The following is a 26,333-nucleotide window of genomic DNA, read 5'->3' as shown; positions in this document are numbered from 1 at the left end:
AAGTTACCGATCAGTTAACCGTTATGGCTTAGTTATTAGATGCCCGACTTAGTGGTTATTCCTTCTTGAGAGTGACGAAGTTGGGCTTATTCATAATATCTTTGTCGGCATTGTTTAATTCGGGTTCGTTCATAAAAAGATGTGACTGTTTGTTGTTTTACTCTGTTTTTCGCTAATTTGAGCGAATGTAACAGTAGGATGGAATCCGCCCCTAATGTCATCCTCTAAAGCGAGGCTCGAGTGTCGTCGAAAGCTTCTCACTGAGAATCACATCTTTCATTTCTTCAGTTAATATTTCTATCTGCAGATAACTCATGTATAAAGGCGGCATGAAGATACCTAAAAGAATACAGCCCTTAGTTGACGATGGTTTAGTCGACGAGGTGACAAGCCAACTCATGAGTGGCAAAGAAGCGTCAGTGTACATAGTACGCTGCGGCGATACGATCCGTTGTGCCAAGGTTTATAAAGAAATAAGCCAACGTAGCTTTAAGAAAGCGACAGCCTATCGAGAAGGGCGAAAGGTTCGTAATAGCCGTCGCGCTCGAGCCATGGAAAAAGGGTCTGGTTTTGGTCGTGAGCAACAAGAAAAAGTATGGCAAAGTGCCGAAGTTGATGCCTTATATAAACTGGCAGAAGCGGGCGTAAGGGTACCGCAACCTTTTGGTTGTTTCGATGGCGTGTTGCTAATGGAGTTGGTTACCGATGACGATGGCTATGTCGCTCCTCGATTGAACGATGTCGTCATGCCCGCTGAACAAGCGATTGAAGATCACCAAGTGATGATGAGCTACGTGGTGAAAATGCTATGTGTTGGCCTGATTCATGGTGATTTGTCTGAGTTCAATGTTCTTGTCGATGAGTATGGTCCAGTGATCATCGATTTGCCGCAAGCCGTCGATGCTTCTGCAAATAATAATGCAGAGTGGATGTTGACTCGTGATGTTAATAATATCCGTGACTATTACGCTCAGTTTGCGCCAGAGTTATCAACTACAGAGTACGCTAAGGAAATGTGGGCATTATATGAAAAAGGTGATCTAAAGCCAGACAGTAAGCTTACTGGTGAGTTTAAGGAAAACGATGACTTGGCGGATATCGAAGCCATCATGCAAGAAATTGACTCAGCGAGAATCGAAGAGCAACACCGGAGAGATCGTGTTAAAGAGGCCAAAGACGGGGTTGATGAGAGTAAGTTTAATTGGTCCGAGTAATCGTACTCATTTAGACTTATACTGATCAGTGTTGGACGTTATTTGACCGCTGATATGCCTCTTTTTTGAAACGATAGCTTGAGTGTTAACGAGTCGCTTTAACCAAATTAACCCAGCAGAGTCACAACTCTGTTGGGTTTTCTGTTTTTACTCACTACCACGTCAATTGCTCACCATTGTAGGTGTAAAAATTGCCACTGCTCTTTGGCGTTGCACCGCTAATAATCTTAACCAGTTGATGAGCGACGTAATCCGATTCGAACAGCTTTCCTTCTGGAACATTCGCCTGAAAAGGCTTTGAAAGTGATGTGTCGGTTGTTCCTGGGTGCAGTGCTAAGACTGTTCCTTGCTTTATAGTCCGTCGCCATTCAATCGACATGGTTTTAATGAACATATTCAACGCCGCTTTCGATGAACGGTAGCTGTACCAACCGCCTAATCTGTTATCTGAAATACTGCCGACTTTAGCTGAGACGACGGCGAACTTTGGATTGTCGCTAGATTTGAGAATCGGAGTGAAATGCTTAGCCAATAACAGGCTTGGTAACGTATTGACCGAGATATTTTTCAGGAAAAATTCTGGTGCAATGGACGACAAGTTCTTTTCTGGCCCAAGGTCTGGTGTGTGAAGCATCCCTACGCAGTTGATTAACCAATCCAGTCGATTAAATTTTGCGCTCAGTTGTGCGACTTCCGTTTCGTTGGTTGCGTCGAGTTGATGCCAATGAAGTCGTTTGTCTTCAAGAGTGGGCCGTTGAGAGTGGTAAGTCGCGTCTACATGTACATCAAGAAAATCAAAATGAGACAGTTCAGACAAGAGGCGCTGAACGACAGCGGAACCAATACCGCCACTCCCACCAATAACCAATACTTGTAGTCTGAGTTGTTCAACCATTATAAGTTCTCCAGGTTCATCAGTCGTTGTTCTGCGGTGTCGAGAATGGCTTGTTGGTCTTGTTCGCCCATATTGTCCCAAGATCGATAAAGCATGCCCATTCTAGGGTTTCGGTTTAACTCATCACGATGTAGGTTCATAAAGCGCCAGTACAAGCTGTTGAACGGACAAGAGGCTTCACCACTGCGCGCTTTTATTTGGTAATGACAGCCTTTACAGTAATCACTCATACGATTGATGTATGAACCACTGGCAGCGTAGGGCTTAGTTCCTACGATACCTCCATCAGAAAATAGCGCCATCCCTCGTGTGTTTGGCATTTCGACCCATTCAATCGCATCTACGTAAATGCCAAGGTACCAACTGTCGACTTGGTCTGGTGCTATGCCAGCTATCAAACAGAAGTTGCCAGTGATCATCAGCCTCTGAATGTGATGTGCATAAGCAAACTCTAGAGATTGACCAATGGCGTGCTTCATGCAATTCATCTTGGTTTGACCATCCCAAAAGTAATGAGGTAATTGTCGGTTGGCTGAATAATGGTTTTTATTGGCATAAGCGGGCATGTTGGCCCAATACACGCCACGAATGTATTCACGCCAACCGAGTATCTGACGTACGAAACCTTCCACCTGCGCAATATCGATGCTTGCTTTATCTTGAGCTTTAGAGGCTTCATAAGCCGAGAGTGCCGCTTCAATTACTTCACGAGGGCTTAGCAGCTTGCTGTTCAATGAGAAAGAGAGGCGACTATGATACAAACTCCACTTTGAATCGTGTTCTGTTGTCATTGCATCTTGAAATTGACCGAACAATGGCAAGCAGACTTGACAAAAATGGGCGAGTAGAGACAAGCTTTGAGCACGGTTCACTGGCCATAAGAGTTGAGCGTCAACTTCGCCAATTGTTTTGACGTGATGCCGCTCGATACGCTTCAAAATGTCCGAGATATTGTTAGCGAACATCAAAGGCTGTGGTAAGTTGCCAATGTCTTGCTTCTTAAGCTTTTTACGGTTATTGGCATCGTAATTCCACTTACCACCAACCGGTTTTTCATCTTCCAACAGAATGTTGAAACGTTTTCTCATTCGACGATAGAAGTGTTCCATCATGATGTGTTTATCTTGCGGGAACTGTGTTTCTATCTCCTCAAACGGAAACAAGAAGTGCTCTGTATCGCAACACCCTTTGGTGACATTGACTAGTTTGAGTTTCGCCATTTGCTGAAGCAGACGATATTCATCTGGCCTCTGGTATTCGAACTTGTCAGCATCGAACTCGTGTACATAGTGTTGAAGTAGGCCATCTAGGTTTTCAAATTGCGCCGTGTCATCCAGTGTTAAATGCACTACCTGATGACCTTGCTGGGCGAGTTCTTTGGCGAAGTAAGACATGGCAGAGAAAAATGCCACGACTTTCTGAATGTGAGAATCGACGTAATCGGTTTCTTGTTTGAGCTCTGCGATTATGTAAATGACATCATCGTTAACTTGCTGAAACCAAGAGTGCTCAATGTTGAGCTGGTCACCTAAGATGAGGCGCACAGTATTGAATTTCATAACACGTCCTAGTTTATAAACGTATGGTGTGAATCGTACGTATCAGTCTGATAAACAAATCAAATTATTGTGATTTATTAGTTATTAGATGACTACGATCTGACAAGCCGCCAAGATCACAAATAATTTTTGAGAGACAGAGACAGAGACAGAGAGGATTTAGGCAAAAGCAAGGCATGAAGAGATCAGTATAAGCCAACCAATAATACCGATAGAGGTTGGCAGTGACGTCGGATTTAGAGCAAAACAGTTATTCCATAGGAACCACGAGAATGTCGACCGGAGAAGTGTCGATAAGCTGCTTTGAGTGGGAAATGATTTTGTGCCAAAAATCATGATGGTGTCCACACAGCAATAGGTCTACCCCGTGTGTTTCAATCGTGTTTTTGAGCTTATCGTTCAAATCCCCTGTACCCACAAAGATATGTTGAATTGGCTGATTGGCGTAAGTTTCGAATACTCTTAACTTTGTTATCGCATCTTCATTGAAAGGCAAATCAATATTATCTTCCTGAATATCAACGAGTTCTGGGTAAATTTCTCCGTGAGTCCCGTCGATATAGACAAATGAAATGCTTGCTTCTAGTTTGTCTGCGAAGAAGATCGCTTTATCAATGAGGATTTTTGTGTCGTCAGTTAGCTCAAGTGCGACCAGAATATGTCGGTATTCCATAATTAAAGCCTATTGTTGTGAGTGATGTACTAAGCATAGTTTTTGTTTGAGCAAATGATATCGAAGGGATCTCATATTGGCGAAAATCATCATGCAAAGATCTTCTAAACACTTTCACATTTATATCGCTTTGATTGATAAGAAATTTACAAAAGGTTGTTATAGTGATGCGAGTTCGATGCTCGACAAAGCCATGAGAAGGCATATTAAAGCGACATATCGTTACTTTACGTGATTCGACAGATCAATCGCCAATAACTAAGAGACATCCATGACCGTACTACTCACCATTCCCACTCGAACATTAGGCTTTGATTACGACATTGAGATTAGTGACTGGTCGCAAAAGCTCATGGGTTTTCATGTGCTTAAAGATGAGCGACGCCCGCTTGATGGTGGGATTGGCTTAAGTTTAAATCTCATTGAGCAGTTTGATGTCACTGGTCGTTGGTTAGATTCGTTGCCGGCTCGGTATCGTGAAATCACAGACGATTTTCCAGAGTACCAATATCAAATGTTGTGGTTAGCTGCGAATACGTATGAAGCGGCACAATTGTTGGAATTACGTCCGGTTATTTTGGCATTGATCTGTATGAAATACAGCGTCGATAACCAAAGTGCATTGGATCTGAGCCGTTTAGGGCAAAAGAAAATTCTCGCAAAACTGGGGTTAGATAGCAGTAAAGCAACGCTTAAGTTCATCGATAAGTTAGAGTTACACTACAATGTGGGTGATGAGCTTGACCATATTGTACGTATTCTTGAACCGCTGCAAAGGCGCGTCCTCAAGTTCAAGCATTACTCTAAAGTGGGTTACACTGCCTTGCGGTTGGATCAGGTTCATCCATTTTTAACTGGCAGCCGACTGGGTATCGCAATGGTTGAAGAGGGAAGGCTCAATACACCGTCGAAAATGGCCATGTTTCAAGATGCGATATTATTGGGGCAGGATTTAGACATCGATGATCCTCTGCGTTCAATCACTAGCCAGAACTCATTTGCAATGTTTGAACAGCTTCATGATCGTTGGACAGAGCAGCGTCAGTTGCACCGTTTAGAGGGAAATCGCCCTGTAGATATGGATATACCTTATCCGGTTCCGTTGTTAGGCAATGATAATATCCACCCTATTATCGATTACTATGATCTTGAGCAAGAGGGCGTGGAGCAAAAACATTGCATTGGCGTATATCATAACCGAATAATGAGCGATCGCTATGTCGCGTTTCGTATGTTTAAACCACAAAGGCTAACCATAGGTTTGCGCCGAGCCCCTAACAAGTCGTTTCCTTTTGAAATCGACCAAATCTGCGGGAAGCGTAATGCGCCACCTACAGAGGCAGCGCGACGAGTTATCCTCGATTGGCTAGAAGCCAGTAAAATACAGTTGAAACAGAAAATACAATCGCTTTAATCTAGCGAACTCAGTTGCTTATGGAGAAAGCGATCAGACAAAAAAGTGGTATTTAGACAATGCGAACAACGCTCGTCTACAGGAAATGCATCAACCTGTAAATTCTAGTGTAAATATACCCGATATCTTGCTGCTCAATCAGGCAACTAACGGTTATATAAGCTATCAATACGATTTATTACTGCAGTGGTTGAGCAACAAGCTTATATTGACTAGAATGACGCACTTTTTTTATTTACGCACATACAGGTAATGAACATGAGCGATACTAATTCAAAACCAGCTTTACCAGATCATCTTGCAGGCAACCCACGCAGCCCACATCACGTGGCTGAGTGTTTCGAATACCCAATCGGCATTCGTCTAAATGGTAAAGAGCGTACGGATGTTGAAGAATACTGCATCAGCGAAGGTTGGGTTAAGATCCCTTCTCCTAAAGCTCTAGATCGTCGTGGTCAACCTATGCTTATTACTCTTAAAGGTACTGTAGAAGCGTTCTACATCGAAGAGTAATTGTTGGAGTAACTCGCTAATCTTTGGTGTCATTATCAAATATAGAGTTACCAAGCGTTATCACTTTAAAGGGCTTAGAGAAATCTAGGTCCTTTTTGTTTTTCTGCATTTGCAATTGCTGCAAGACTACTGTCTGTTACTCCCTTACTGAGGGCTAACTGACTGAACCTTATATTCAAACTGGAAAGATCATGGAAGAAAGAAGCCAAGCTTATCTCGATAGCTACCTCAGCACATTGCCAGCCGAAGTGGCTTCGCAATACACCTCTTTTAGTGCCGACTATTACTGTGCCGATGAATACAACGCCAACTTGTGTGCACAGTTGATTCTTAAAGGTGAAAAACAAGCGTCTTGTAGCCTTGAATATTGGTATAGCCACGAAGGTGAGGCGAGACCGGTGGTTGGCCATCTACAAGTCGTCACCGATTGGGACGGCAAGCCAATTTGTATCGTAGAGATAACCTCAGTGTCATTGTGCAAATACAACGAAGTGACCGCTGAGTTTGCTGCCGCAGAAGGCGAGGGTGATAAAACTCTCGAATGCTGGAGAGAAGCGCACTGGAACTTCTTTTCTCGTGAATGTGAAGAGCTAAAAATCTCGCCAACTGAAGATATGATGCTGGTATTAGAGCGCTTCAAAGTGGTTCATCAATAAAGGGCATTTTTTTTGAATCATAATGCGTGGCACATACGTTGGTTTTGTTTGGTTGTGAGTAATGCGCGGCCAGATAAAATAAAAAACGAAAACTAAAAACAGAAGTAAGGTCTAACAACATGCATAAGGTAATAGATAAACTGGCTTGGATATTCATCAATGACGGCAAGTTGTTGATGGTGAGATCAAAAGGTAAGGAATTGTTCTACCTTCCAGGCGGAAAACGTGAAGCTGGAGAAAGTGACGAGCAAGCACTCGTTCGTGAAATCAAAGAAGAAATCTCTGTTGATTTAATACCTGATTCCATCAAATACGTTGAGACCTTTATAGGCCAAGCTGATGGCAAAGCGGAAGGCGTATCGGTGCAATTGACTTGTTATCTTGCTGATTATACAGGTGAACTGTCTCCAGATGCCGAAATCGAAGAGCTTAAGTTTGTTGATGGCAACGACAGAGCGGTATGCTCATTGGCAGCACTGGTTGCGCTTGATTGGTTAGACGCGAACCAGTATTTGGTTTAAGGTTTTAGCGACTATTAGCTAATGCTGAAGATTGGTCTTCAAAAGATCATCGCTTACGAATAGCTTGAAGGGCGACTGTCTTTCATCAATAGGTCGAGTTTCCTTTGAGCTTTCTTCGTGTCTTGTAAATCCACCACCTCAATCATTTCACACTCATCTCGTACCATCTCATTGATCAGGCTTGGATAGTGTCTGCAATCTTCTGGTCGGTCTAAGTAAATACTGCATGTGTACTTGGCTTGAGCCTTGGTGTCTTTCGTCGGAACCAGCTCCAGAAAAGGGCAGCGAGTTAAACGTTCGCCAGATTGCGGATCAAACCATATCTCGCTTCCTCGGACATATTCAAAAATGTCTGGGTTGAACAGCTCCCACAAATCGATCTCTTCTTGAGTCGCGGCAAGGTCGCCATCTCCGTATTTGATACAGCATTTTCCGCATTGATTACAATCTTTCATTATCGACTTCATTGGTTGGTGAGCTTTTATCATTTTATCACTGATAGGCGTGGCACGTTGACTTTGTTGTTCATGGTTAAGCTGTTACGGGAAGGGAACTTGGAATTGCAGTACCTAAAATCAATTTATCTATGTACCACCACTCCAATCAAAGCAGTAAACAATGATACAATTTGCGCCTCTCACGTTATTCAAGTAAAGGCATCAAAATGAGAACCGTGTACACCACCGAAGGCAACATCAACGCAAATAAACAGAAAGACGCTTACCCAAAGCTCGCTTTGTGTGAAAAGTGCGTTGGTGACTATGTGGTGATCGAGCAAGGTGAACGAACTTACAAGCCTTGTGCTAAATGTGGTGTAGACGATTAATGCGCCTTGATAAATACCTATGTAAAAGCACTGACCTAACCAAGCCTGAAGCGATTGAACGCATCCATAATGGCGAGGTGAACGTAAACAGTGAAACAGTCACCGATGAATCAACTCAGGTTCATGAAAGCAACGCCATCTTGTTGAATGACACGCCTCTTAATTTGCGTGAATTTCGATACCTCTTAATGCACAAGCCTGCGGGTACTGTTTGCTCTAATATCGACGAAGTTTATCCCTCGCTGTTCAACTACATCGAGATAGACAAAGCATCAGAACTGCATATAGCAGGGCGTTTAGATGTTGACACTACAGGCTTAGTCTTGATTACCGATGATGGGCGCTGGTCATTCAATATCACGCTGCCAACCAAGTCATGTAAGAAGATGTACCGCGTGACATTGTCACGAGATATAAAAGACGATGTCGCTGACAAGTTCAAAGCGGGCATTAAATTGCAAGGCGAGCAAAAACTGACGCGTCCGGCAGAACTCGAAGTGATTACTAGTAAAGAAGTGCTGTTGACCATTACAGAAGGTAAGTTTCATCAAGTAAAACGAATGTTTGCTGCGGTGGGGAATCGTGTTGTCGGCCTTCATCGTGAACAGATAGGTGGTGTGCGATTAGATGTTGAAGAAGGCCAGTGGCGTTATCTAACTAAAGCCGAAGTCGAATCATTTCAGCAAGGCTCTGAATAGACGTCGTAACCACTTAAAGCGTTAAGCGGGACAGCACAAGAATATCAACACTATAAGGATGTAGGATGGAAAACCTAAAAGTCTCAGAAATTAAGTCTTTCGTACCCGCGAAAGACTTCAATTTATCTAAGCGTTTTTACCAGTCAATCGGCTTCGAAGTGATGTCTGAATTTCACGACATCGCCTATCTGCGTTATGGCAGTTGTGCGTTCCTTCTGCAAAACTTTTATGAACCTGCTCACTGTGACAATTACATGATGCACTTACTGGTTGAAGACGTAAAAAGTTGGTATCAACACATCCAAAACTCTAATGTAGTGTCGGAATTTGAAGTTACCGTTTCCGAGGTTGTTGAACAGCCTTGGGGAATGCTTGAGTTTTGTATCACTGACCCAAGTGGTGTGCTGTGGCGTGTGGCTGAGAACATCAAGCGCTTAGCCTTATAGATTCGCGTTGGTGTTGCTTTCGCGCGCACCCTACCAATATCAAAACAATCCTTGGAGTATTTAGAAATGTTGTTTTCTAGCCTGTCTAAACCATTGGTTCATGGCTCCGAGTTATGTTCTGAACTGCTCAATTTCTTAACCGAGCATAAACGTGATTTCGAAGAAAAGTTAATCCCTGATCTGTCATACATCGATGATATGGCACATGTGGTGAACGGTATTAAAATTAAAGATGTTCTACACATCAATGCGAATCAATACCGACTTCAATATTCGTTTGATTGGGAGCTGTTTTTAGGTTGTTCGGATAGGAACGAAACCGGTGTAGAGAATGGAAGTGTTCTATTTACACTTGAGGATGATAACGTTCTTAATATCGACTTCCCAATCTACGGCTCTCGAGATACTAGCGATGAGCTTTAGTCGGTTTTTCGTGGGTGTTATACAAAAGGAAGAATAATGATAACTATCGAAAGGCTTGAAGAGTCTCATGTGGCGTTAGTTCAGGGCATCCAACTAGGCGATGAACAGGTTAAGTTTGCAGGTACAGCTGCAGAGTTTTTATTAGACGGCAGTGAAACGACGCACTTGCACGTGATTAAGTTTGATAACGATGTGGTGGGTTTCTTTAAGCTTGATATCGCTTACGCAGAGCACTACGAATTCTGCCCTGAAGGAAGCATTGGGTTAAGAGCCTTTGTTGTTGATAAAAACCAGCAAGGTAAAGGTTTGGGAACAGGCACGGTCAAAGCTTTGTTTCCATATTTAAAAGCCAATTACTCAGCGTATGAGTCGATTTACTTAACCGTGAATTGCAAAAACCTCGCAGCATTCAATTGCTATAAGAAAGGCGGCTTCGAAGATACTAATGAACAGTATCTAGGTGGCGCAGCAGGCCCACAATTTATTATGCGTGGGCGAATTGCTTAGTGACATGAAACCCGTTTCCACTGAGCTAAAACCCCAACAAGGTATGTTATGAAACAGAATATTGTCCACATTGCACTAGTGGTAAAAGACTACGATGAAGCGCTTGATTTTTATGTAAACAAGCTTAAGTTTGATCTCATCGAAGATACGTATCTACCCGAAGAAGATAAGCGCTGGGTTGTTGTTGCTCCACCAAATTCAACCGGTGTGAGCTTGTTACTTGCCAGAGCTTCCAAGCCAGAGCAACTTGATTTCATCGGTAACCAAGCTGGTGGACGCGTATTCCTATTCTTAAACACCGATGATTTCTGGCGTGATTACGAACGCATGACGTCTTTGGGTATTAACTTTGTCCGAGAGCCTAAAGAGCAAAGCTACGGTACGGTTGCTGTGTTTGAAGATCTTTACGGTAACTTGTGGGATCTACTTCAGTTAACCCCGGAACACCCTATGGCTAACAGGTAGATAAGCTTACCCATAACCTGAATTATAGACGCATGGATTTACAGGAGCGACATGGAAGTCAGAAGGTATCAACCCAAGTATTCAAACGCATTACAGGCTCCATGAGCTAACGATCGGAATGACTCTTAATAAACTGATAATAAGACGCATTGGAACAGTGATCGTCTCTGCAAACTGAGAAGAGAAACACGTCTATACTGACATGGGTTGCGCCGCTGATTTTAAAAGTGGCGCTATGAATGTAAGCTTGATTAGGTTAAATCTCAGAGGTGACGATGAAAAAATTACTACCACTATGCGCCATTTTACTCTTGACATCATTTTCAGCTGCGGCTTCTGATGGTTTGATTAAATACCAAAGTAATTACTCAGTGAAAGAGACGGCTGATCGCTTCGAAGAGATCGCCAAAAGCAAAGGTTTGACCTTGTTTGCGAGAATCAATCATCAGAAAAACGCGAGTAAGGTCGATCTTGAATTGAGACCAACGGAAGTGATCATCTTTGGTAACCCGAAAGTAGGGACACCATTAATGCAATGTGCTCAAGAAGTCGCGATAGATTTACCACAGAAGGTGTTAGTCACTGAAGATTCTAGTAAGAAAGTATGGTTATCTTACAACGATCCTAATTACTTGGTAGAGCGTCACGCGATAAATGGCTGTGACGAAGTGGTTAAGAAGATATCGGGTGTACTAAGTAAGCTTTCAGAAGCGACCGTGGCGAAAGCTGAATAGCCGAGACCAATAAGCACTCATTTAGATTATTGACGGGTGAGACATGACGATGATACAGCCGCCCGATCATTGTGTGGTGCATTGACAACTAAGCAATAATATATAAAAGTAGTGTTATGAAACTGAATTTAGCGCCATCTAACCAACGAATTATCATCATTCCATAGGAATGGTGGGGTTGTTGATGCGCTTTGTTTATCGAACCCACCTGTAAGGTGGGTTTTTTGTAGCTGTCTTATGGGTTTATCTAAATAGAGGAAGTCATATGAAAAAGATCGCGGTTTTTGGCAAGCCTGGGAGTGGAAAATCTACTATTAGCAAAGCGTTGGCAGTAGCCACAGGCATTGAGCTTCATCAGTTGGACTCTATTGTTTATAAGACCAACGGAGAGTTTGTTGAGCGTGAAGTGTTCGAGCAGGCTCATGAGAGCATACTTAGTTCAGAAAGTTGGATCATCGATGGATTTGGCCCATTAGGTTCATTCAACACACGTTTAGAAGCCGCTGATACCTTGGTTTATATCGACCTTCCTTATCCCATTAGCTACTGGTTCGTCACCAAGCGAATGCTCAAAGGGTTGTTCGTTAAACCTGAAGGCTGGCCTGATGGAAGTTCAGTTATAAAAGGTACGATACAAAGTTATAAGACACTAAAATTATGCCCGAAATTTTGGAATGACGACTTTAGAGCGCGGTTAGAATTGCGCGCAAAAGAAAAAGAGGTTCATATCATCAGCAGTGTGCGCGAATTGAATAACTTTGTTCGTCAACATGTGACTTAACATGTATTGTTTTACCTTGCTATAAACGTTTTTATTTATTCATAACTTCATGAAAATATTTAGATTTGATCCAATGTGTGGCATATTTTACATATGTTTGGTTTATACAAATAAAAACGGGAAGGCCTCAATGATCTTCCCGTTAGGTATTACTTAACTCAGCGTGCTATTGGCAGTTTGAATAAGAAGCCTTATGCACAACACTTCTTGTATTTCTTACCGCTACCGCAAGAACATGGGTCGTTACGGTTAGGCGTCTTTTCAAATGTCATTGTTTTTGGCTTGTTTAGCAGAATATCAAGTTCAAGCGTATTTTCTTCTTTCTCTGCGTCTACTGTTACGTTAACAAAGATAGTTTGTTCGGCTGCTAGCGCTTCAACTTCTGCTTTACGTGCTTCAGTTTGAACCGTTGCGACGATTGGAGATTCTTCAGTACCCGCTTTTACATCGCGGTTTACGTTGTAGCCAGCAAGAACGTGGTTCTGTCTTGTTTCAATACGGCCTTTGAAAAATAGTTTCGACATTGGGTACTCAGTAAAATGTTGAATGGCGCTATTTTTAATGATGATAGCGCAATGGAGCGGCGATTATACGCATATATTCAAATTGATAAAGCAGTGATGTGGCTAAAGCTTGTTTAGCTTAATCCAAAAGCAAACCGAATTTTTCCACCCCCGTTTTTAGTGACGGTATAGCGCTCGTAGTGGATTCAGATTGTGTTAAAACATAAATGTAAGGCGGTTATTTTGAAAAAAGTAGTTATTGTAACAGGCGGGAGCAGAGGTATTGGTGCAGCGACGTCTAAGTTGTTGGCCAGCAAGGGTTATGCCGTATGTGTTAACTTCATACATAATGAGTCGAGAGCCGAAGAATTGGTGACTGAGATTCGTGAACAGGGTGGAACGGCTATTAGCGTGCGTGCGGATGTATCTGTTGAATCAGACGTTAAATCGTTGTTCGAGATCGCTTGTAATAAATTAGGAGCAGTGACTCATTTGGTCAATAATGCTGGGATCTTATTTACCCAATCTGCGTTGGTTGATATTGAATTTGACCGCTTTGAGAAAGTGATGAAATCGAATGTGTCCAGCTGCTTCTTGTGTAGCAAAGCGTTCATCAAACAAGCACAAGATGGGGGAGCGATAGTCAATGTTTCTTCCGCGGCCTCTAGAACGGGCGCACCATTTGAATATGTGGATTATGCAGCGTCTAAAGGCGCTATGGATTCATTAACCAAAGGCTTGTCGCTTGAGTTAGCTTCACGAAATATTCGAGTGAATGGCGTTAGACCGGGGTGCATTTATACTGAAATGCACGCCGATGGTGGAGAGCCTGGGCGAGTGGATAGATTAGCATCACAGCTTCCACTTCAGCGTGGCGGTACACCAGAAGAAGTCGCTAATTCGATAGCATGGTTATTGTCTGATGAAGCTTCTTATGTAACAGGCTCGTTTGTAGATATTGCAGGTGGTCGATAGAGCTTTGAAAGCAGGTCGCTAGACTGAGAAATAACAACCTGAAAAAATTAGAATATGGTCAAGTAGTTGAAAGTTTTGTGGTTAACTTATTGTTTATAACAACATAGTGTAACGATGAGTCGCATAGGGGGTTTATGATTAGTTGTAATGATTACGATTATATTGAGATTGTGTGTCTGCATCGATACCCAATTAAATTAACGCTGAGGTCTGGCGAACAGATAGAATGTGTCGGATTAGATACACAGCGTAATGATAACCGCGAAGAGTGCATTAAAGTGAGTCAGCAAGAAACAGAACAACTGGTTGTGTTAACTGAAATTGCAACACTAGAAGTCTGTGTCGATAACCCTCACTTTCAGCAGATTTCATTCATAACGTCATGAGCTCTTAAATGAATAACACGACTGAACAATGCTATTGCACGGCATGTCGCTCAGACACAACACATGTTGTGGTTTTGGTTAGAAAAGAAAGTCAGTTTGCCGGCCGGCCGAATCAAAAGCGACATGAGTTCTGGTCGGGAGTGATCAAAGGTTGGTTCCTCGGTCCGTTTATCGCATCAATGGATGAGTTTTCTCGTCATCTTGTCTGTGAAAAGTGTGGTCATAAAGAGATACAAGATTAATAGTGTTACTCTGCGAAACTTTGGCTTTAATACAGTTACAGCATCAATTGGCTTAGGAAGAAAACGAATGAAAGTAGAAATGATTGAAGCCGTAAAAGCGTACGGCTTTTCAGTAAGAACCACCAATACCGATGAGATTGACCCAGCTAAAGCCAAGATAGGCCAATTGTGGCAGGGCTTTTTTGACCAAGTATTTCCCACATTAACGCCTGATTCAAAAGTATATGGTATCTACACCAATTACGAGTCTGACTTTACCGGTGAATTTGATGTTATCGCGTGTACTAATGTACTTACAGATCAGAGTTTAGATGCGCTTGTTGAAACCGAAATAAAAGCAGGGAAGTACTTAACGTTCTTTGCCGAAGGTGAATTACCACAAGCGGTTATCGATTTATGGGGAGAGGTGTGGGCTTATTTCAACGACCCAGATTGTCCACATACGCGAACTTATACAACTGATTTTGAGTTTTACAAAGGCGAAATGGCTGTCGAGATTTCGATAGCGATTCAGTGATCTGTTTGAAATGAACAAAAGGCTTAACCGAGACTGTGGTATCTAATTAAGGGATAGCGGCAACGGGTTGAGAGGTTAAGCCTTTGAATATCGGTTCATTACAAATAAGATACAGTGTCACGTAATTGCTTAATCCCCCTCGTTTTATCTATCCCTGAATTCCCTTAAGTCACCCAAAAACAGAATCTTGCTTGGTTTCATTCCACAGAGGGTATTGCTTCATTACTTGGGTATAGAGTTTGCTGTCTAGATGGGCTCTTAACCAACGTCCTACGTTTTGATATTCAGATTGCACAAACCACTTCTTTTCAACTCTTACAAACTGGCTGACAAACGGCATTACCGCAAAGTCGGCGAGGCTAGGTGTATTGCCAAAAAGGTACTCGTGTTGAGCGAGTTTACTTTCCAGTGCAGAAATAAACCCTTCGCATGCCTTTCTGCGTTGTTCAGTATCAACGTTTCGGTAGCGAACAGACGCGCGATACTTTTCTAGGTGACCAATAAACTCATTGTCGTTACGAGCAATCAACTCAAGAACCTCTTGATTTAGTGCAGGCTCGCTTGAACGCATCAGATCTTGAGGATCGTTTTGTTCCAATGCCCAAATCATCACTTCTATGCTTTGTTCTATAATCGTACCTTGTGGCAGCACAAGTACCGGTACAGTGCCTTTCGGCGAGCTAGCTAATAGTTCGCTAGGCTTGTCTTTAGTGACGATTTCTCGAAGTAACACTTTTTGTTGTGATAAAACGATGCCCATTCGGCCGCGCATTGCGTAAGGGCAACGGCGCAAAGAATAAAGGATAGGTAAATCGGATTCGTTTGGCATTATTGAGGTCATTTAGTTTGAAAAGTGTTGTTAGGTGGTAAAGAGATCGTGATGTGGGTAGAATACGCGGCTTAAAAATTATAAGTAAGTGAGCGACTTCAAAAATGAGCAGAAAAATTGAGTTATTAGCCCCAGGTGGTGATGTAGAAGCGATAAAAGCAGCCATCGTAGCGGGTGCTAATGCAGTTTATTGTGGTTTAGACACATTCAACGCTCGTAACAGAGCCTCTAACCTATCGTTAGACGAATTGAATGGTGTGATTCGCCTTGCTCATGAATACGGCTGTGAAGTGTTCCTGACTCTTAACGTTGTGCTACTGGAGCATGAGACTAAGAGCATCACCAAACTGCTGAACCAGCTTGTGAACACCAAAGTGGATGGCATTATTGTTCAAGACTTGGGTTTATTCAACCTGGTTAAGAAGTACTTCCCATCACTGGATGTTCACGCATCAACTCAGTTAACGACACACAACGAAGGCCAGATTAAATTCTTGTCTAAGATTGGCGCAACACGCGTTAACTTGTCACGTGAGTTAAACCTTCCAGAAATTAAAATGCTGACAGAAGTGGCGCACGATCACGATGTACTGACAGAAGTCTTCGTACACGGCGCGCTGTGTATCGCATTCTCTGGTCAATGTTACTCAAGCTCTGTAAGTGTCGGTAACTCTGGTAACCGTGGCCGTTGTAGCCAAGCGTGTCGTGATGAATACGAAATCACCAACGCGGGCAACAAGTTCCCACTGAACTTGAAAGATAACTCAGCTTACTACGACCTACCTGAATTGGTTGACGCGAAAGTTGACTCGTTGAAAGTAGAAGGTCGTATTAAAGGCGCACACTATGTTTACACAGTGGTAGACACGTGGCGTAAACAGATTGATAGCTTTGTAGAGAGTGGTTTGTTGATCGAAGACGATTCGAACCTGCACAAAGTATTCAACCGTGATTTCACCAACTCTTTCCTAAAGGGAAACCTAACGAAAGACATGTTCATTGATAACCCGCGCGACAACAGCATGAACTACGCTGTTGAGAAAGCGACGAAGCAGAACAACGAAATCTCAGTAGTACAGATTCAAGAAGTGACTAACGAACTTCACCAAGCGAAAGACATACTTGGTAGCGAAATGCGTGACAAGATCGAGTTTCTTGATATTCGTAAGACGCCAGTAGCACTATCGTTCAGTGCAAAAGTGGGTCAACCATTCACGGTGACAGTGAACACGCCTAAAGAGAACTTTACCCTTCAATCTAAATCGCTATTGAAAGCGGTAGAAGAGAAGGCGATCACTCAAGAGCTACTTGAGAAGCGATTCAAGAACGTGAAGAGTGCGGTTCATACGTTAGAAAGCCACGACTTCAGTGAATTAGATGCGGGCTTGCTGATTCCTCTAAAAGAGGTTTCAGACCTTAAAGACGAGATTGACTTCATTCTGAATGGCTCTGTGGAAGTGATTAAGCACGTTGAAGTGCCAGCACTGCCTCAACACCCTAAAGTGAATGAAAAGCCAACCATGTCGATGCTTATCGCCGATGTGGAAGACTTGCACCTGTGCGACGTAACTGATGCCGATGTGTACTTCAAACTGCCTGAAAGCTTCAAAAAGCGTTGTAACAAGTACATCGACATCTTGGCTGCAAACCCACGTTTGATTCCTTGGTTCCCAGCAGTATTGATTGGTAAAGATTACGACGAAGCAGTTCGTATCCTTGAAGAGATCAAGCCAGCTCGCATCGTAACCAACAACACGGGTATTGCGTACAAGGCTTACGAAATGGGTATCGAGTGGGTTGCAGGCCCGTTCATGAACACAACTAACTCTCACGCGTTAGTGACGCTTAAAGAAGAGCTTAACTGTGCAGGTGCATTCATTTCGAACGAGATCAACAAAGGTCAGATTCGTCATATTCGCCGCCCGGAAAACTTCAAACTGTTCTACAGCATCTACCACCCAATCTTGATGATGACCAGTCGTCAGTGTTTCTTCCAAAGAACCGTGGGTTGCAACAAACCAAGCATCGAAGCGGGTTGTATGTTGAAGTGTGAGAAAGCGACCACAATTACTAACGTGAAAGGCATCTCTTTCGCGGTTGATAAGCAGAAGGGTGGCTACCCAAGCATTTACAACCACGAGCAGTTCTTAAACCATGACGCTGTAACCGATTTCTCAGGCTTGTTTGACGAGTTCTTCATTGACCTAACCAACATTGGTGCAGGTTCGAAAGAAGTACAAGACAAAGTAGAGCTTATCAAGCACTTCGAAGCGCTACTGAACGGCGTAGAAGGTTCACAACAGAACCTAGAGCAGCTAGTTGAAGTTCGAACTAATGCTCAGTACGTTCAAGGTTTATAGGGTGCAAGGTTTATAGCTTTTAAGACAAAGAGCATTCAAGGTCTATGAGCCTTAACCGCTTATAAGCACTCCGAACCAATAAACAAAAAGCCACTCGATCGAGTGGCTTTTTAGTGTCTGAGACTTACTAAGTCGTTCTTAGCTTGAGAATACGTTATTCCGTCACAGCTTCCTGTTTGAAGCATGGGCTTTTCAACGTGTTCATCTTTTCGATTTCGTTTGTTAAGCGCAGCGAAAGAAGGGCTTTTTGGTTTGAAGCAAAATCAAACATCACGATGGTCGCAGTGCCAACCGTTGTGAGCTTTTGTTGTGCTTTACTGACGATCGCGTATTCCATAGTAAAGCGGTCGTCTTGAATATCGGTGACGCGTGATCCAATCATCAATGTGTCTGGGTAGGTGACTGGACGGAAGTACTTACAATAAGTGTCACCAAGTACAGGGCCAACTTTGGTGAGAGCCATTTCTTCCATCAGTTCGACGTGCTTAAAAAAATCTAAGCGAGCCGTTTCGAAATAACGAAAATACACCGCGTTGTTAACGTGATTAAGTGCATCCATTTCTCCCCAAGCGACAGGTATTTCTGTTACTACCGGGTAGTCAGACAATAATTCTTCCATGCGAACCCTCTTATTGTTATCTGTGTAATTAATGTTATCTGGGTAATTAACGTTATCTGCTTATCCTTCAACGGGATAAGTTGTTATTGGAATAAAAACCCTACCGCCAAATTAACAAAACTGCAACACGTGTGATTCAAGTTTTTGAAGCTCGAAATCACACAATGTCAGACACTTAATTACATATGCACGCAATGGTTAGGCATTAAGGTGTTTGAATTGCAGCTCAACCAAGCGTTGGTACAATTCGCAGCTAGTGATGAGCGACTGGTGGTCGCCGATGTCTATAAGCTGACCTTGATCGAGTACCGCAATTTGGTCGGCGTGTTTAATTGTTGATAAACGATGGGCAATAATGATCGTCGTTCTGCCACGCATTAACTCTTCTAATGCTTGCTGAACATGATGCTCACTTTCACTGTCTAGCGCACTGGTTGCTTCATCCAATAACAGAATATTGGGATCTTTCAAGATGGCACGAGCAATGGCAATACGCTGACGTTGGCCGCCAGACAATCTCACACCACGCTCACCAAGAAAGCTGTTGTAGCCATCAGGTAGGTTTTGAATAAACTCGTGCGCGTGTGCTTTCTTAGCTGCCTCGATAACTTGCTCGTCTGTTGCCTGCGGGTTGCCGTAGCGAATGTTATGGAACATATCGTTACTGAACAAAGCAGGTTGTTGCGGCACCAATGCCATCTGCTTTCTTAATTCGTTCGGGTCAAACTGATTCAGTTTAATGCCGCCTAGCGTTACCTTGCCCACTTGGGGGTCGTAGAAACGTTGCAGCAGTTCGAATAGGGTGGTTTTACCTGCGCCAGACGGGCCAACCAGTGCCAACACTTTACCTTCATGGGCAGTTAAAGAGAGGTTGCTTGTTGCTGGCTGGTCTGGTCTTGATGGGTAACAGAAGGTCACATCATCAAAAGCGACTTCTGGTGTTACGTTATCCAGTGATGTTGGGTTTTCGACAGGCGCGACAATGTGGCTTTCCACTTGTAGAATCTCGATCAATCGTTCTGTTGCACCTGCCGCACGTTGCAGTTCACCCATCACTTCAGAAATCGTTCCTAGCGATGAAGCGACCATAATCGCGTAGAACACAAACGCTGCCAGATCGCCCGCCGACATCGTGCCATTAATCACATCGCTACCGCCAACCCAAAGCATCCCTGATATTGCGCTGAACACGATAACAATCACGCCTGATATAAGTATCGCGCGCTGTTTTACACGTTGACGACCAATCTCATAAGCCTTCTCTACTTCAATCGCGAACGAGGCTTTCTCTTGTGCTTCTCGGCTGTAGCTTTGTACCGTTTTGATGTGCTCAATTGCTTCGCCGGCATAAGAGCCCACATCAGACATTGAATCTTGGCTTTGGCGAGAGAGGGCTCTCACACGTCGTCCGTATACCAAAATCGGAATCAAGATAAACGGCACAGAGGCCAACACAATCAGCGTTAGCTTAATGTTGGTCGCAAACAACATAATGATTGCGCCAATACACATTAATGCGCTGCGCATTGCCATAGAAAATGACGAACCAATGATGCTTTGAAGCAGAGTTGTGTCGGTTGTGATGCGCGACATGATGTCGCCACTGCCATTGGTTTCGAAGTAGCTTGGGTGCAGCGTCACAACGTGATTGAAAACCGATAAACGAATATCCGCGCTCACTCGCTCCCCAACAGAAGAGACTAAATAGAAGCGGAAGAAGGTGCCAATCGAGATCAACACGACCACGACCATGATGAATTGAATCGCGCTGCCTAAGTCTGATAGTGATTGTTGGCTGAAACCTTGGTCGATAAGAAGACGGATACCGTGACCAACCGAAAGGGTTAAACTCGCAGTGAAGATCAGCGCAATCAACGCTGCTATTACACGACCTTTATAGGGCTGAATAAATTTACTCAGCTCTAGCAAAATACTGAGGCTTTTCTTCTCAGGTTTGGGTTCTGGCGCTTGTTGAGTCGATCGCTGAGTGGAGTCGAGCGTAGAAGAGACATCGTTTTGCATATGACTGCCTTAATGTGTTGTCGCTTTAAAAATAGGTGGCTTGTTGCTTGTAGTGCGTTTTGTTCGCTGGGAAGCACTTGTTGAGAATAGAACCCATTAAAGCATTTATTATAGGTGGACGCTCCTACGGAAGCGCAATTTCCCAAATTTCATTAAGGCTAAGTGACTCATACAGATTGGCTAAAAGTAAAATTAGTCATTCTGATCTTCGTGATTTGAAAGACTATTGGATTATTTAACCCTTATTTTTATGCAAGTAAATCGGCTGAAATAGGGAAGTGTGTTTATAGTTATCTCTGTGCCTGTTGATTTATAAATCAATGGTGAAACGTTTGCCTTTTATCTAGAAGCTTGTTTTATCAATGACTTGTATTTTATAGATGTTAGACCAGTCATTGAGACTGTTTTTTGTGCAATGTTTGTTACAAAAATTCAACAAGTTAATTTTTTATACATTTTTCTTGCATAAAAGCCCAGTTAAAATAGAATAACCAACAAATGACAATTAATGCAGTAATCTGGCATGAGTATTCAAGTAAAGAGCATCAACAAATCATACGGTGATACCCAAGTTCTTCATGACATCAGTTTCGATTGTGAGAGTGGTGAAACCTTGGTATTGCTTGGCCCAAGCGGCGCGGGCAAGAGTTCACTACTGCGTGTTTTGAACCTGCTAGAAATCGCGGACAACGGCGAATTAGACATTGCTAACGAGCAATTCGATTTTTCAAGCCAAATCCAAGAGATGCAGGGGCTTAAACTTCGTCGTAAAGTCGGCATGGTGTTCCAGCAATACAACTTGTGGCCACACATGACGGTAATGGAAAACTTGATTGAAGCGCCAACCAAAGTAGCCGGTTTAGATAAAGAAGAAGCGATTAAGCAAGCACAAACGGTATTAACGACCTTACAGCTTGCAGACAAAGCAGACGCTTGGCCATTGCAACTGTCAGGTGGTCAGCAACAACGTGTTGCGATTGCTCGTGCTCTTATGATGAAACCAGATGTATTGCTGTTTGACGAACCAACGGCAGCACTCGACCCAGAGATCACCAACCAAGTCGTTAGCATCATTAAAGAACTAAGCGGCACTGGGATCACTCAGGTTGTTGTGACTCACGAAGTTGATTTCGCCAAGAAGATTGCAAGCCATGTTCTTTACCTTGAGAAGGGTTACATCGTTGAACACGGCACCAACGACGCATTTATTAATCCGCAGACTCCAGAGTTTGCCGAGTATCTTACTCATTAAGTAAGTCGCTCACTAAAAACAAGTTGACTCACTAGATTTAGCTAAACACAACATCGATTAAAACAATCAAATTATAAGAATGGCCACAGGCCACTATCACAATGTATTCGGAGTAACAAAATGAAAAAGATTCTACTAGCTTCACTTATCGGTCTTGCTTCTTTCAATGCAGCGGCTCAAGAAGAAATCAAATTCGCAATGGAAGCAACTTACGCACCGTTCGAATACATGGACGAGAACAACCAAATTCAAGGTTTTGACGTAGACCTAGCAAACGCACTTTGTGAAGAGATGAAAGCGACATGTACTTTCCACAACCAAGCGTTCGATAGCCTGATCCCAGCTCTTAAATTCAAACGTTACGATGCAGCTATCTCGGCAATGGACATCACTGAAGCGCGTCTTCAACAAGTAAACTTCTCTGATGCTTACTACGACAACTCTGCAGCATTCATTTCTATTGAAGGCAAAGTCGCAGACCAAGCGGCACTTGAAGGCAAGCGTATCGGTGTTCAAAACGGTTCGACTCACCAAAGCTACCTACTTGAGCAACTGCCAGGTGTAACTGCTGTTCCTTACTCAAGCTACCAAGATGCATTCATCGATATGAAAAACGGTCGTATCGATTCTGTATTTGGTGACACTGCCGTAGTCGCTGAATGGTTCAAAAAGCAAGACAACCTAACGTACGTTGGCGACCAAGTAACAAACCAAGAATACTTCGGTAACGGTTTCGGCATCGCAGTAAACAAAAGCAACCCAGAGCTAGTTGCACAGTTGAATACAGCACTTGCAGCAGTGAAAGCGAACGGTGAATACGACAAGATCTTCAACAAGTACTTCGGTAAGTAATATGCAGTTGCAGTTAACGGGTTACTCTTTAGGGCTCGTCGAAGCAAGCTGGATGACAATTCAGCTTGCATTCGTAAGTCTATTGGTTGGATTAGTTTTAGCGGTATTGTTTGCTGGCGGTGAAATGTCTCGTCGTATTGCAATCAAATGGCCGACAACCGCGTTCGTGACAATCGTACGTGGTCTGCCAGAAATCTTGGTAGTTTTGTTTATCTACTTTGGTTCAACACAAGTGCTCTTCATGATCACTGGTGACTTTATTGAAGTTAGCCCGTTCTTATCTGGTGTTGTTGCGTTGTCACTTATCTTCGCTTCTTACGCTTCACAAACCATTCGTGGTGCATTGAAGGCAGTAAGCAGAGGGCAGAGAGAAGCGGCGAGTGCATTGGGTATTCCTCAATCTCGCGCATTTTTCAGAATCGTATTGCCACAGGCAGTAAGACACGCACTGCCTGGTTTAACGAACCAATGGTTGGTTCTACTCAAAGACACCGCACTGGTTTCACTGATTGGCGTAACCGATCTATTGAAGCAAGCGCAGTTAACATCAGCAGCAACGCACGAAGCATTTACTTGGTATGCAACGGCGGCAGCTATTTATCTAATCATCACATTGATTACGCAAAGAGCAGTAAAAGTGATTGATGGTAAGTTCTCTATTCAAGGTTTGGGTAACAAAGGGGCAATGGCATGAATCAACAATACCTCTCTCAAATGCTTGAAGGCTTAGCCACGAGTCTTCAACTGACCGGCGCGTCACTGCTTGTTGGTTGTATCTTGTCGCTACTGATGACGGTAACACTGATCCTAAGATTACCTGCGATTCACTGGGTAACACGCAGCATCATCACCTTGTTCACTGGTACACCATTACTGGTTCAGATCTTCTTGGTGTACTACGGTCCGGGTCAGTTCGATTGGATTCGTGAAAGCTTTATGTGGACTTGGTTAAGCCAACCTTGGTTCTGCGCGATGTTGGCATTGGCATTGAACACCGCAGCGTACAGCACGCTACTGTTCAGAGGCGCATTCAACGCGATTCCAGCAGGGCAGTGGGAAGCATGTCGCGCACTCGGTATGGACAAAGTAGCAACGCTTAAAGTGTTACTGCCATACGCACTACGCCGCGCCGTTCCAGCTTACTCGAACGAAGTTATTCTAGTATTTAAGGGCACCTCATTGGCAAGCACCATCACCATCATGGATTTGATGGGCTACGCTCAGCGTATTAATGGCCAAACCTACGATACGCTCACCGTGTTCGGTATTGCTGGCGCATTCTACCTAGCAGTAAACGGTGTATTAACGCTTATTTTTCGTCAGGTAGAGAAGAAATCCCTCGCATTCGAAGCTGCGTAACCTAGCATTCTATAAGCTGATAAATTTAAAAAGCCTGCCATTTATGTTCGTATAGATGGCAGGCTTTTTGGGATTTGGGATTAGTACATCGAAGCGCTGTGATTATGTACAGTTTGATGATGTTACTGACACAACCACTATATGGAAAGTTTCTGCATTTTGTGACGTACTCAACTTTACCTAATTTTAAGCTACTGAAATTAATTGACTAATAGTGGTATGTTTTCGAGTATATAAAACTAGACCGAATCATTCTGTATTTAAATGCAGAATGATTCGGTCTAATAACTGTTATATGCCCGAGTGGAGATATATGGAACATTTAGTTAATCAGTTGCTTCTAAGCGGTAGAGAAGGTCTGTGGTGGGATTTTAAACAAAAATTTCATGAAAATATCGCTGCGTTAGTCCATGACATTTTATGTATGGCAAATGTCATACATGATGGTAATAGATATATTGTCTTTGGCATTTCAGACTCACTTGAGGTACTAGGTTTATCTCAGGAAGATAAGTCATACAGCCAAGCAGACATTATCAATCATTTACGAAAGTTGGCATTTAGTGAACATAACGTACCCAATATACAATTGAATGCTTTGGTATACAAAGGTGCTGAGATTGCTGTACTAACAATATTTAATGAACGGCTTAAGCCGTATTACCTCACACAGGAGTTTCGTTGTAAGAACAAGCTCATTCGTGCCGGGGTTGTTTACTCGCGTGTTGAGGACACTAATACGCCATTAGATTCATGTGCGAATCCATCTGACCTAAAGTCTATGTGGTCTGAAAGGTTTGGACTTGATTTATCCGCCCCTAAACGGTTTTCGATTATCTTAGAAGACTCCGAAAACTGGATTTATGACGGAGTAGATAAAGCTTATTATGCAGTTGATCCTGACTTTACAATCGAGATAGGTGAACTTGAATATGAAGGTGGTAACTATTGGTGGCAAAATGTTCTTGTCGAACAACCAAAACAGTATAACTACTATCTAAAATATAAAAATGCTGTAATCGAAGAACTTTTAGTCGTGCATTATTATAAAGAAAATTTGAAAATCCCGTTTCCCGATATTGAATTTATTACATACCCCGAAGCTAATGATGGCTTTGAAGCGGATTTTTACTGTGATTTTTATTATTTTCAAAAAGGTACATTAGTATATAGCTTGTTTAAGCATTTACGGGAAATTGAGACAGCAACGATTACTTCAAGAGCCTTAGCATCTCCAATTTCTTCACAGATTAAGCCACCAATTATTAGACTACCATTTTTTATCATTGGTAATGATAGTGAAAGGCTACAGTTACAAGCTGAGTTCAAAGAGAAATACAATGCATTCATGCTTAATCGAAATAAGTTACTTGAGTCAAGGTTTCCAGATGGTAACTACAACCGTTGGCACATTGAAAGGGTGTTCTCTGAATGGATCTTCGAGCAACTCGTGTAGGCATATAACAAAGCATTTAAGGTTCCAATAACGTTGCCTAATTAGATATAAATAAAACGCACATAACAAAACGTTTAAGAGCGATTCGTAAACGCGTGCCATTTTCGCTTCGCTCCAATTGTGGCACACATTCACTCACGCCTTAACGTGGCGTTAGTTTGCAAGGAGCAGAAAAGCGTTTATGGTCTAAAAGCCTTGTTCCGTGTTCTAGCTATTCACCTGTTATTTCACAAAGACTTTTCATCGAAATAGGCATCTCGCGTAGCCAGTCTTTCGACTAATTGGCTTCCGTGTTACTCATTTCTTTCGTGTTAGTAAGGTTCACTTCTCAACGTTCTTGCGCGCGGTTTCTTTGGCTTTGAAAGTTAAGCGGGAACATTGAAAGATGGTATTTGTGGTTGTCGGCATCTACGAAAGTCTTCTTAACCAAGTGCGTTTTGTTAGTTGGGTTTAAATTCTGAGCTGTCCGTTTTACTTTTGCATTCAAAGCCAGTAGTTTCATAGCTAATTCAGCACCTTGGCGCTAAACCTCTGGCTTCATCGCGGTGGCAAACTAACAAAGCGCTTAAGGCAGATTCGCAACGCGTGGCATTTCTACTATGCGTTGATTTATGTGTTTAAGGTGCTATGCAGTGA

General features: G+C 42.9%; 32 protein-coding genes. 23 read left to right on the top strand and 9 right to left on the bottom strand.

The genetic code is table 11. The features are described from left to right. Positions 1-329: 329 nt before the first annotated feature. Positions 330-1,214 (top strand): PA4780 family RIO1-like protein kinase, encoded by an 885-nt coding sequence (locus OCT63_RS16605; protein ID WP_306345496.1) that lies wholly within the window; start codon positions 330-332, stop codon positions 1,212-1,214. A 154-nt stretch (positions 1,215-1,368) separates the two neighbouring features. Here OCT63_RS16605 and OCT63_RS16600 read toward each other — a convergent pair whose 3' ends face one another. From OCT63_RS16600 to OCT63_RS16590, 3 genes are all read right to left on the bottom strand, one after another. Then, complete coding sequence (locus OCT63_RS16600; RefSeq protein ID WP_269984085.1) at positions 1,369-2,109, bottom strand: SDR family oxidoreductase; 741 nt, start codon at positions 2,107-2,109, stop codon at positions 1,369-1,371. After that, entirely contained in the window at positions 2,109-3,668 is a 1,560-nt protein-coding gene (locus OCT63_RS16595; RefSeq protein ID WP_269984084.1) for a cryptochrome/photolyase family protein, read from the bottom strand. The genes OCT63_RS16600 and OCT63_RS16595 overlap by 1 nt, the downstream gene beginning before the upstream one ends. A 250-nt stretch (positions 3,669-3,918) precedes the next feature. After that, positions 3,919-4,341, bottom strand: a complete 423-nt coding sequence (locus OCT63_RS16590; RefSeq protein ID WP_060467750.1) for a universal stress protein — start codon at positions 4,339-4,341, stop codon at positions 3,919-3,921. 271 nt (positions 4,342-4,612) lie between these two features. On the opposite strand from OCT63_RS16590, the gene OCT63_RS16585 reads away from it, so the two are divergent. The 4 genes from OCT63_RS16585 to OCT63_RS16570 all read left to right on the top strand — a co-directional run bounded on the left by OCT63_RS16585 (position 4,613) and on the right by OCT63_RS16570 (position 7,445). Continuing rightward, on the top strand, positions 4,613-5,755 hold the full coding sequence (locus OCT63_RS16585; RefSeq protein ID WP_060467749.1) for a PcfJ domain-containing protein: 1,143 nt from the start codon (positions 4,613-4,615) through the stop codon (positions 5,753-5,755). A gap of 258 nt (positions 5,756-6,013) precedes the next feature. Continuing rightward, positions 6,014-6,268 carry a DUF3297 family protein gene (locus tag OCT63_RS16580; protein WP_017057369.1) on the top strand — a complete coding sequence of 85 codons (255 nt, stop codon included), beginning with the start codon at positions 6,014-6,016 and terminating at the stop codon, positions 6,266-6,268. 191 nt (positions 6,269-6,459) lie between these two features. Continuing rightward, positions 6,460-6,924, top strand: a complete 465-nt coding sequence (locus tag OCT63_RS16575; protein ID WP_269984083.1) for an ASCH domain-containing protein — start codon at positions 6,460-6,462, stop codon at positions 6,922-6,924. A 119-nt stretch (positions 6,925-7,043) separates the two neighbouring features. Continuing rightward, positions 7,044-7,445, top strand: coding sequence for an NUDIX hydrolase (locus OCT63_RS16570; protein WP_269984082.1), 402 nt, complete (start codon positions 7,044-7,046; stop codon positions 7,443-7,445). 53 nt (positions 7,446-7,498) lie between these two features. On the opposite strand, the gene OCT63_RS16565 is transcribed toward OCT63_RS16570, so the two are convergent. Next, positions 7,499-7,900: a YkgJ family cysteine cluster protein gene (locus OCT63_RS16565; protein WP_060467743.1), complete on the bottom strand. Its 402-nt coding sequence runs from the start codon at positions 7,898-7,900 to the stop codon at positions 7,499-7,501. Positions 7,901-8,109: 209 nt separating this feature from the next. On the opposite strand from OCT63_RS16565, the gene OCT63_RS16560 reads away from it, so the two are divergent. The 8 genes from OCT63_RS16560 to OCT63_RS16525 all read left to right on the top strand — a co-directional run bounded on the left by OCT63_RS16560 (position 8,110) and on the right by OCT63_RS16525 (position 12,325). Continuing rightward, positions 8,110-8,271, top strand: coding sequence for a hypothetical protein (locus OCT63_RS16560; protein WP_269984081.1), 162 nt, complete (start codon positions 8,110-8,112; stop codon positions 8,269-8,271). Continuing rightward, on the top strand, positions 8,271-8,969 hold the full coding sequence (locus OCT63_RS16555) for a pseudouridine synthase (protein WP_269984080.1): 699 nt from the start codon (positions 8,271-8,273) through the stop codon (positions 8,967-8,969). The genes OCT63_RS16560 and OCT63_RS16555 overlap by 1 nt, the downstream gene beginning before the upstream one ends. A 65-nt stretch (positions 8,970-9,034) precedes the next feature. Further along, positions 9,035-9,415 (top strand): VOC family protein, encoded by a 381-nt coding sequence (locus tag OCT63_RS16550; RefSeq protein ID WP_060467740.1) that lies wholly within the window; start codon positions 9,035-9,037, stop codon positions 9,413-9,415. Positions 9,416-9,481: 66 nt separating this feature from the next. Continuing rightward, positions 9,482-9,838, top strand: a complete 357-nt coding sequence (locus OCT63_RS16545; protein WP_161680157.1) for a hypothetical protein — start codon at positions 9,482-9,484, stop codon at positions 9,836-9,838. 36 nt (positions 9,839-9,874) lie between these two features. Then, the gene (locus OCT63_RS16540) at positions 9,875-10,345 is read left to right on the top strand and encodes a GNAT family N-acetyltransferase (protein ID WP_269984079.1); all 471 of its coding nucleotides are present in this window, start codon (positions 9,875-9,877) and stop codon (positions 10,343-10,345) included. A gap of 48 nt (positions 10,346-10,393) precedes the next feature. Then, entirely contained in the window at positions 10,394-10,810 is a 417-nt protein-coding gene (locus OCT63_RS16535) for a VOC family protein (RefSeq protein WP_060467737.1), read from the top strand. Positions 10,811-11,085: 275 nt separating this feature from the next. Then, positions 11,086-11,544, top strand: a complete 459-nt coding sequence (locus OCT63_RS16530) for a DUF302 domain-containing protein (RefSeq protein ID WP_269984078.1) — start codon at positions 11,086-11,088, stop codon at positions 11,542-11,544. Positions 11,545-11,809: 265 nt separating this feature from the next. Further along, positions 11,810-12,325 carry an adenylate kinase gene (locus OCT63_RS16525; RefSeq protein WP_060467735.1) on the top strand — a complete coding sequence of 172 codons (516 nt, stop codon included), beginning with the start codon at positions 11,810-11,812 and terminating at the stop codon, positions 12,323-12,325. Between the two features lie 191 nt (positions 12,326-12,516). Here the strand turns inward: OCT63_RS16525 and OCT63_RS16520 are convergent, their stop codons facing one another. Beyond that, the gene (locus OCT63_RS16520) at positions 12,517-12,849 is read right to left on the bottom strand and encodes a PBPRA1643 family SWIM/SEC-C metal-binding motif protein (protein ID WP_060467734.1); all 333 of its coding nucleotides are present in this window, start codon (positions 12,847-12,849) and stop codon (positions 12,517-12,519) included. Positions 12,850-13,071: 222 nt separating this feature from the next. On the opposite strand from OCT63_RS16520, the gene OCT63_RS16515 reads away from it, so the two are divergent. From OCT63_RS16515 to OCT63_RS16500, 4 genes are all read left to right on the top strand, one after another. Next, on the top strand, positions 13,072-13,803 hold the full coding sequence (locus tag OCT63_RS16515) for a glucose 1-dehydrogenase (protein ID WP_060467733.1): 732 nt from the start codon (positions 13,072-13,074) through the stop codon (positions 13,801-13,803). 134 nt (positions 13,804-13,937) lie between these two features. After that, positions 13,938-14,189 (top strand): Rho-binding antiterminator, encoded by a 252-nt coding sequence (locus OCT63_RS16510; protein ID WP_161672524.1) that lies wholly within the window; start codon positions 13,938-13,940, stop codon positions 14,187-14,189. Between the two features lie 8 nt (positions 14,190-14,197). Continuing rightward, positions 14,198-14,431, top strand: coding sequence for a hypothetical protein (locus tag OCT63_RS16505; protein ID WP_161672523.1), 234 nt, complete (start codon positions 14,198-14,200; stop codon positions 14,429-14,431). Positions 14,432-14,498: 67 nt separating this feature from the next. Beyond that, positions 14,499-14,948 carry a GyrI-like domain-containing protein gene (locus tag OCT63_RS16500; protein WP_269984077.1) on the top strand — a complete coding sequence of 150 codons (450 nt, stop codon included), beginning with the start codon at positions 14,499-14,501 and terminating at the stop codon, positions 14,946-14,948. Between the two features lie 169 nt (positions 14,949-15,117). Here the strand turns inward: OCT63_RS16500 and OCT63_RS16495 are convergent, their stop codons facing one another. Continuing rightward, positions 15,118-15,777 carry a glutathione S-transferase gene (locus OCT63_RS16495; RefSeq protein WP_269984076.1) on the bottom strand — a complete coding sequence of 220 codons (660 nt, stop codon included), beginning with the start codon at positions 15,775-15,777 and terminating at the stop codon, positions 15,118-15,120. Positions 15,778-15,881: 104 nt separating this feature from the next. On the opposite strand from OCT63_RS16495, the gene OCT63_RS16490 reads away from it, so the two are divergent. Beyond that, a complete protein-coding gene (locus OCT63_RS16490) occupies positions 15,882-18,137 on the top strand; it encodes a peptidase U32 family protein (protein WP_269984075.1) in 2,256 nt (751 codons plus the stop codon). A 154-nt stretch (positions 18,138-18,291) separates the two neighbouring features. Here OCT63_RS16490 and OCT63_RS16485 read toward each other — a convergent pair whose 3' ends face one another. Then, on the bottom strand, positions 18,292-18,756 hold the full coding sequence (locus OCT63_RS16485) for an acyl-CoA thioesterase (protein ID WP_060467727.1): 465 nt from the start codon (positions 18,754-18,756) through the stop codon (positions 18,292-18,294). A 198-nt stretch (positions 18,757-18,954) separates the two neighbouring features. Next, positions 18,955-20,778: an ABC transporter ATP-binding protein/permease gene (locus OCT63_RS16480; RefSeq protein WP_269984074.1), complete on the bottom strand. Its 1,824-nt coding sequence runs from the start codon at positions 20,776-20,778 to the stop codon at positions 18,955-18,957. A gap of 523 nt (positions 20,779-21,301) precedes the next feature. On the opposite strand from OCT63_RS16480, the gene artP reads away from it, so the two are divergent. The 5 genes from artP (at position 21,302) to OCT63_RS16455 (ending at position 25,697) form a co-directional block, all read left to right on the top strand. Beyond that, complete coding sequence (artP, locus tag OCT63_RS16475; protein WP_161672518.1) at positions 21,302-22,030, top strand: arginine ABC transporter ATP-binding protein ArtP; 729 nt, start codon at positions 21,302-21,304, stop codon at positions 22,028-22,030. 120 nt (positions 22,031-22,150) lie between these two features. Next, on the top strand, positions 22,151-22,882 hold the full coding sequence (locus tag OCT63_RS16470) for an arginine ABC transporter substrate-binding protein (protein WP_060467724.1): 732 nt from the start codon (positions 22,151-22,153) through the stop codon (positions 22,880-22,882). A gap of 7 nt (positions 22,883-22,889) precedes the next feature. Then, positions 22,890-23,576 carry an arginine ABC transporter permease ArtQ gene (gene artQ, locus OCT63_RS16465; protein ID WP_060467723.1) on the top strand — a complete coding sequence of 229 codons (687 nt, stop codon included), beginning with the start codon at positions 22,890-22,892 and terminating at the stop codon, positions 23,574-23,576. Beyond that, a complete protein-coding gene (artM, locus tag OCT63_RS16460; RefSeq protein ID WP_269984073.1) occupies positions 23,573-24,241 on the top strand; it encodes an arginine ABC transporter permease ArtM in 669 nt (222 codons plus the stop codon). Before artQ ends, artM begins: the two co-directional genes overlap by 4 nt. Positions 24,242-24,554: 313 nt before the next feature. After that, positions 24,555-25,697, top strand: a complete 1,143-nt coding sequence (locus OCT63_RS16455; protein ID WP_269984072.1) for an ATP-binding protein — start codon at positions 24,555-24,557, stop codon at positions 25,695-25,697. A 328-nt stretch (positions 25,698-26,025) separates the two neighbouring features. Here the strand turns inward: OCT63_RS16455 and OCT63_RS16450 are convergent, their stop codons facing one another. Continuing rightward, complete coding sequence (locus OCT63_RS16450; RefSeq protein ID WP_269984071.1) at positions 26,026-26,199, bottom strand: hypothetical protein; 174 nt, start codon at positions 26,197-26,199, stop codon at positions 26,026-26,028. Between the last annotated feature and the right edge of the window lie 134 nt (positions 26,200-26,333).

The sequence above is a fragment of the Vibrio sp. RW genome (assembly GCF_027587105.1).
GTDB lineage: Bacteria > Pseudomonadota > Gammaproteobacteria > Enterobacterales > Vibrionaceae > Vibrio > Vibrio toranzoniae.
This window is presented reverse-complemented; position numbering and strand designations above follow the sequence as displayed.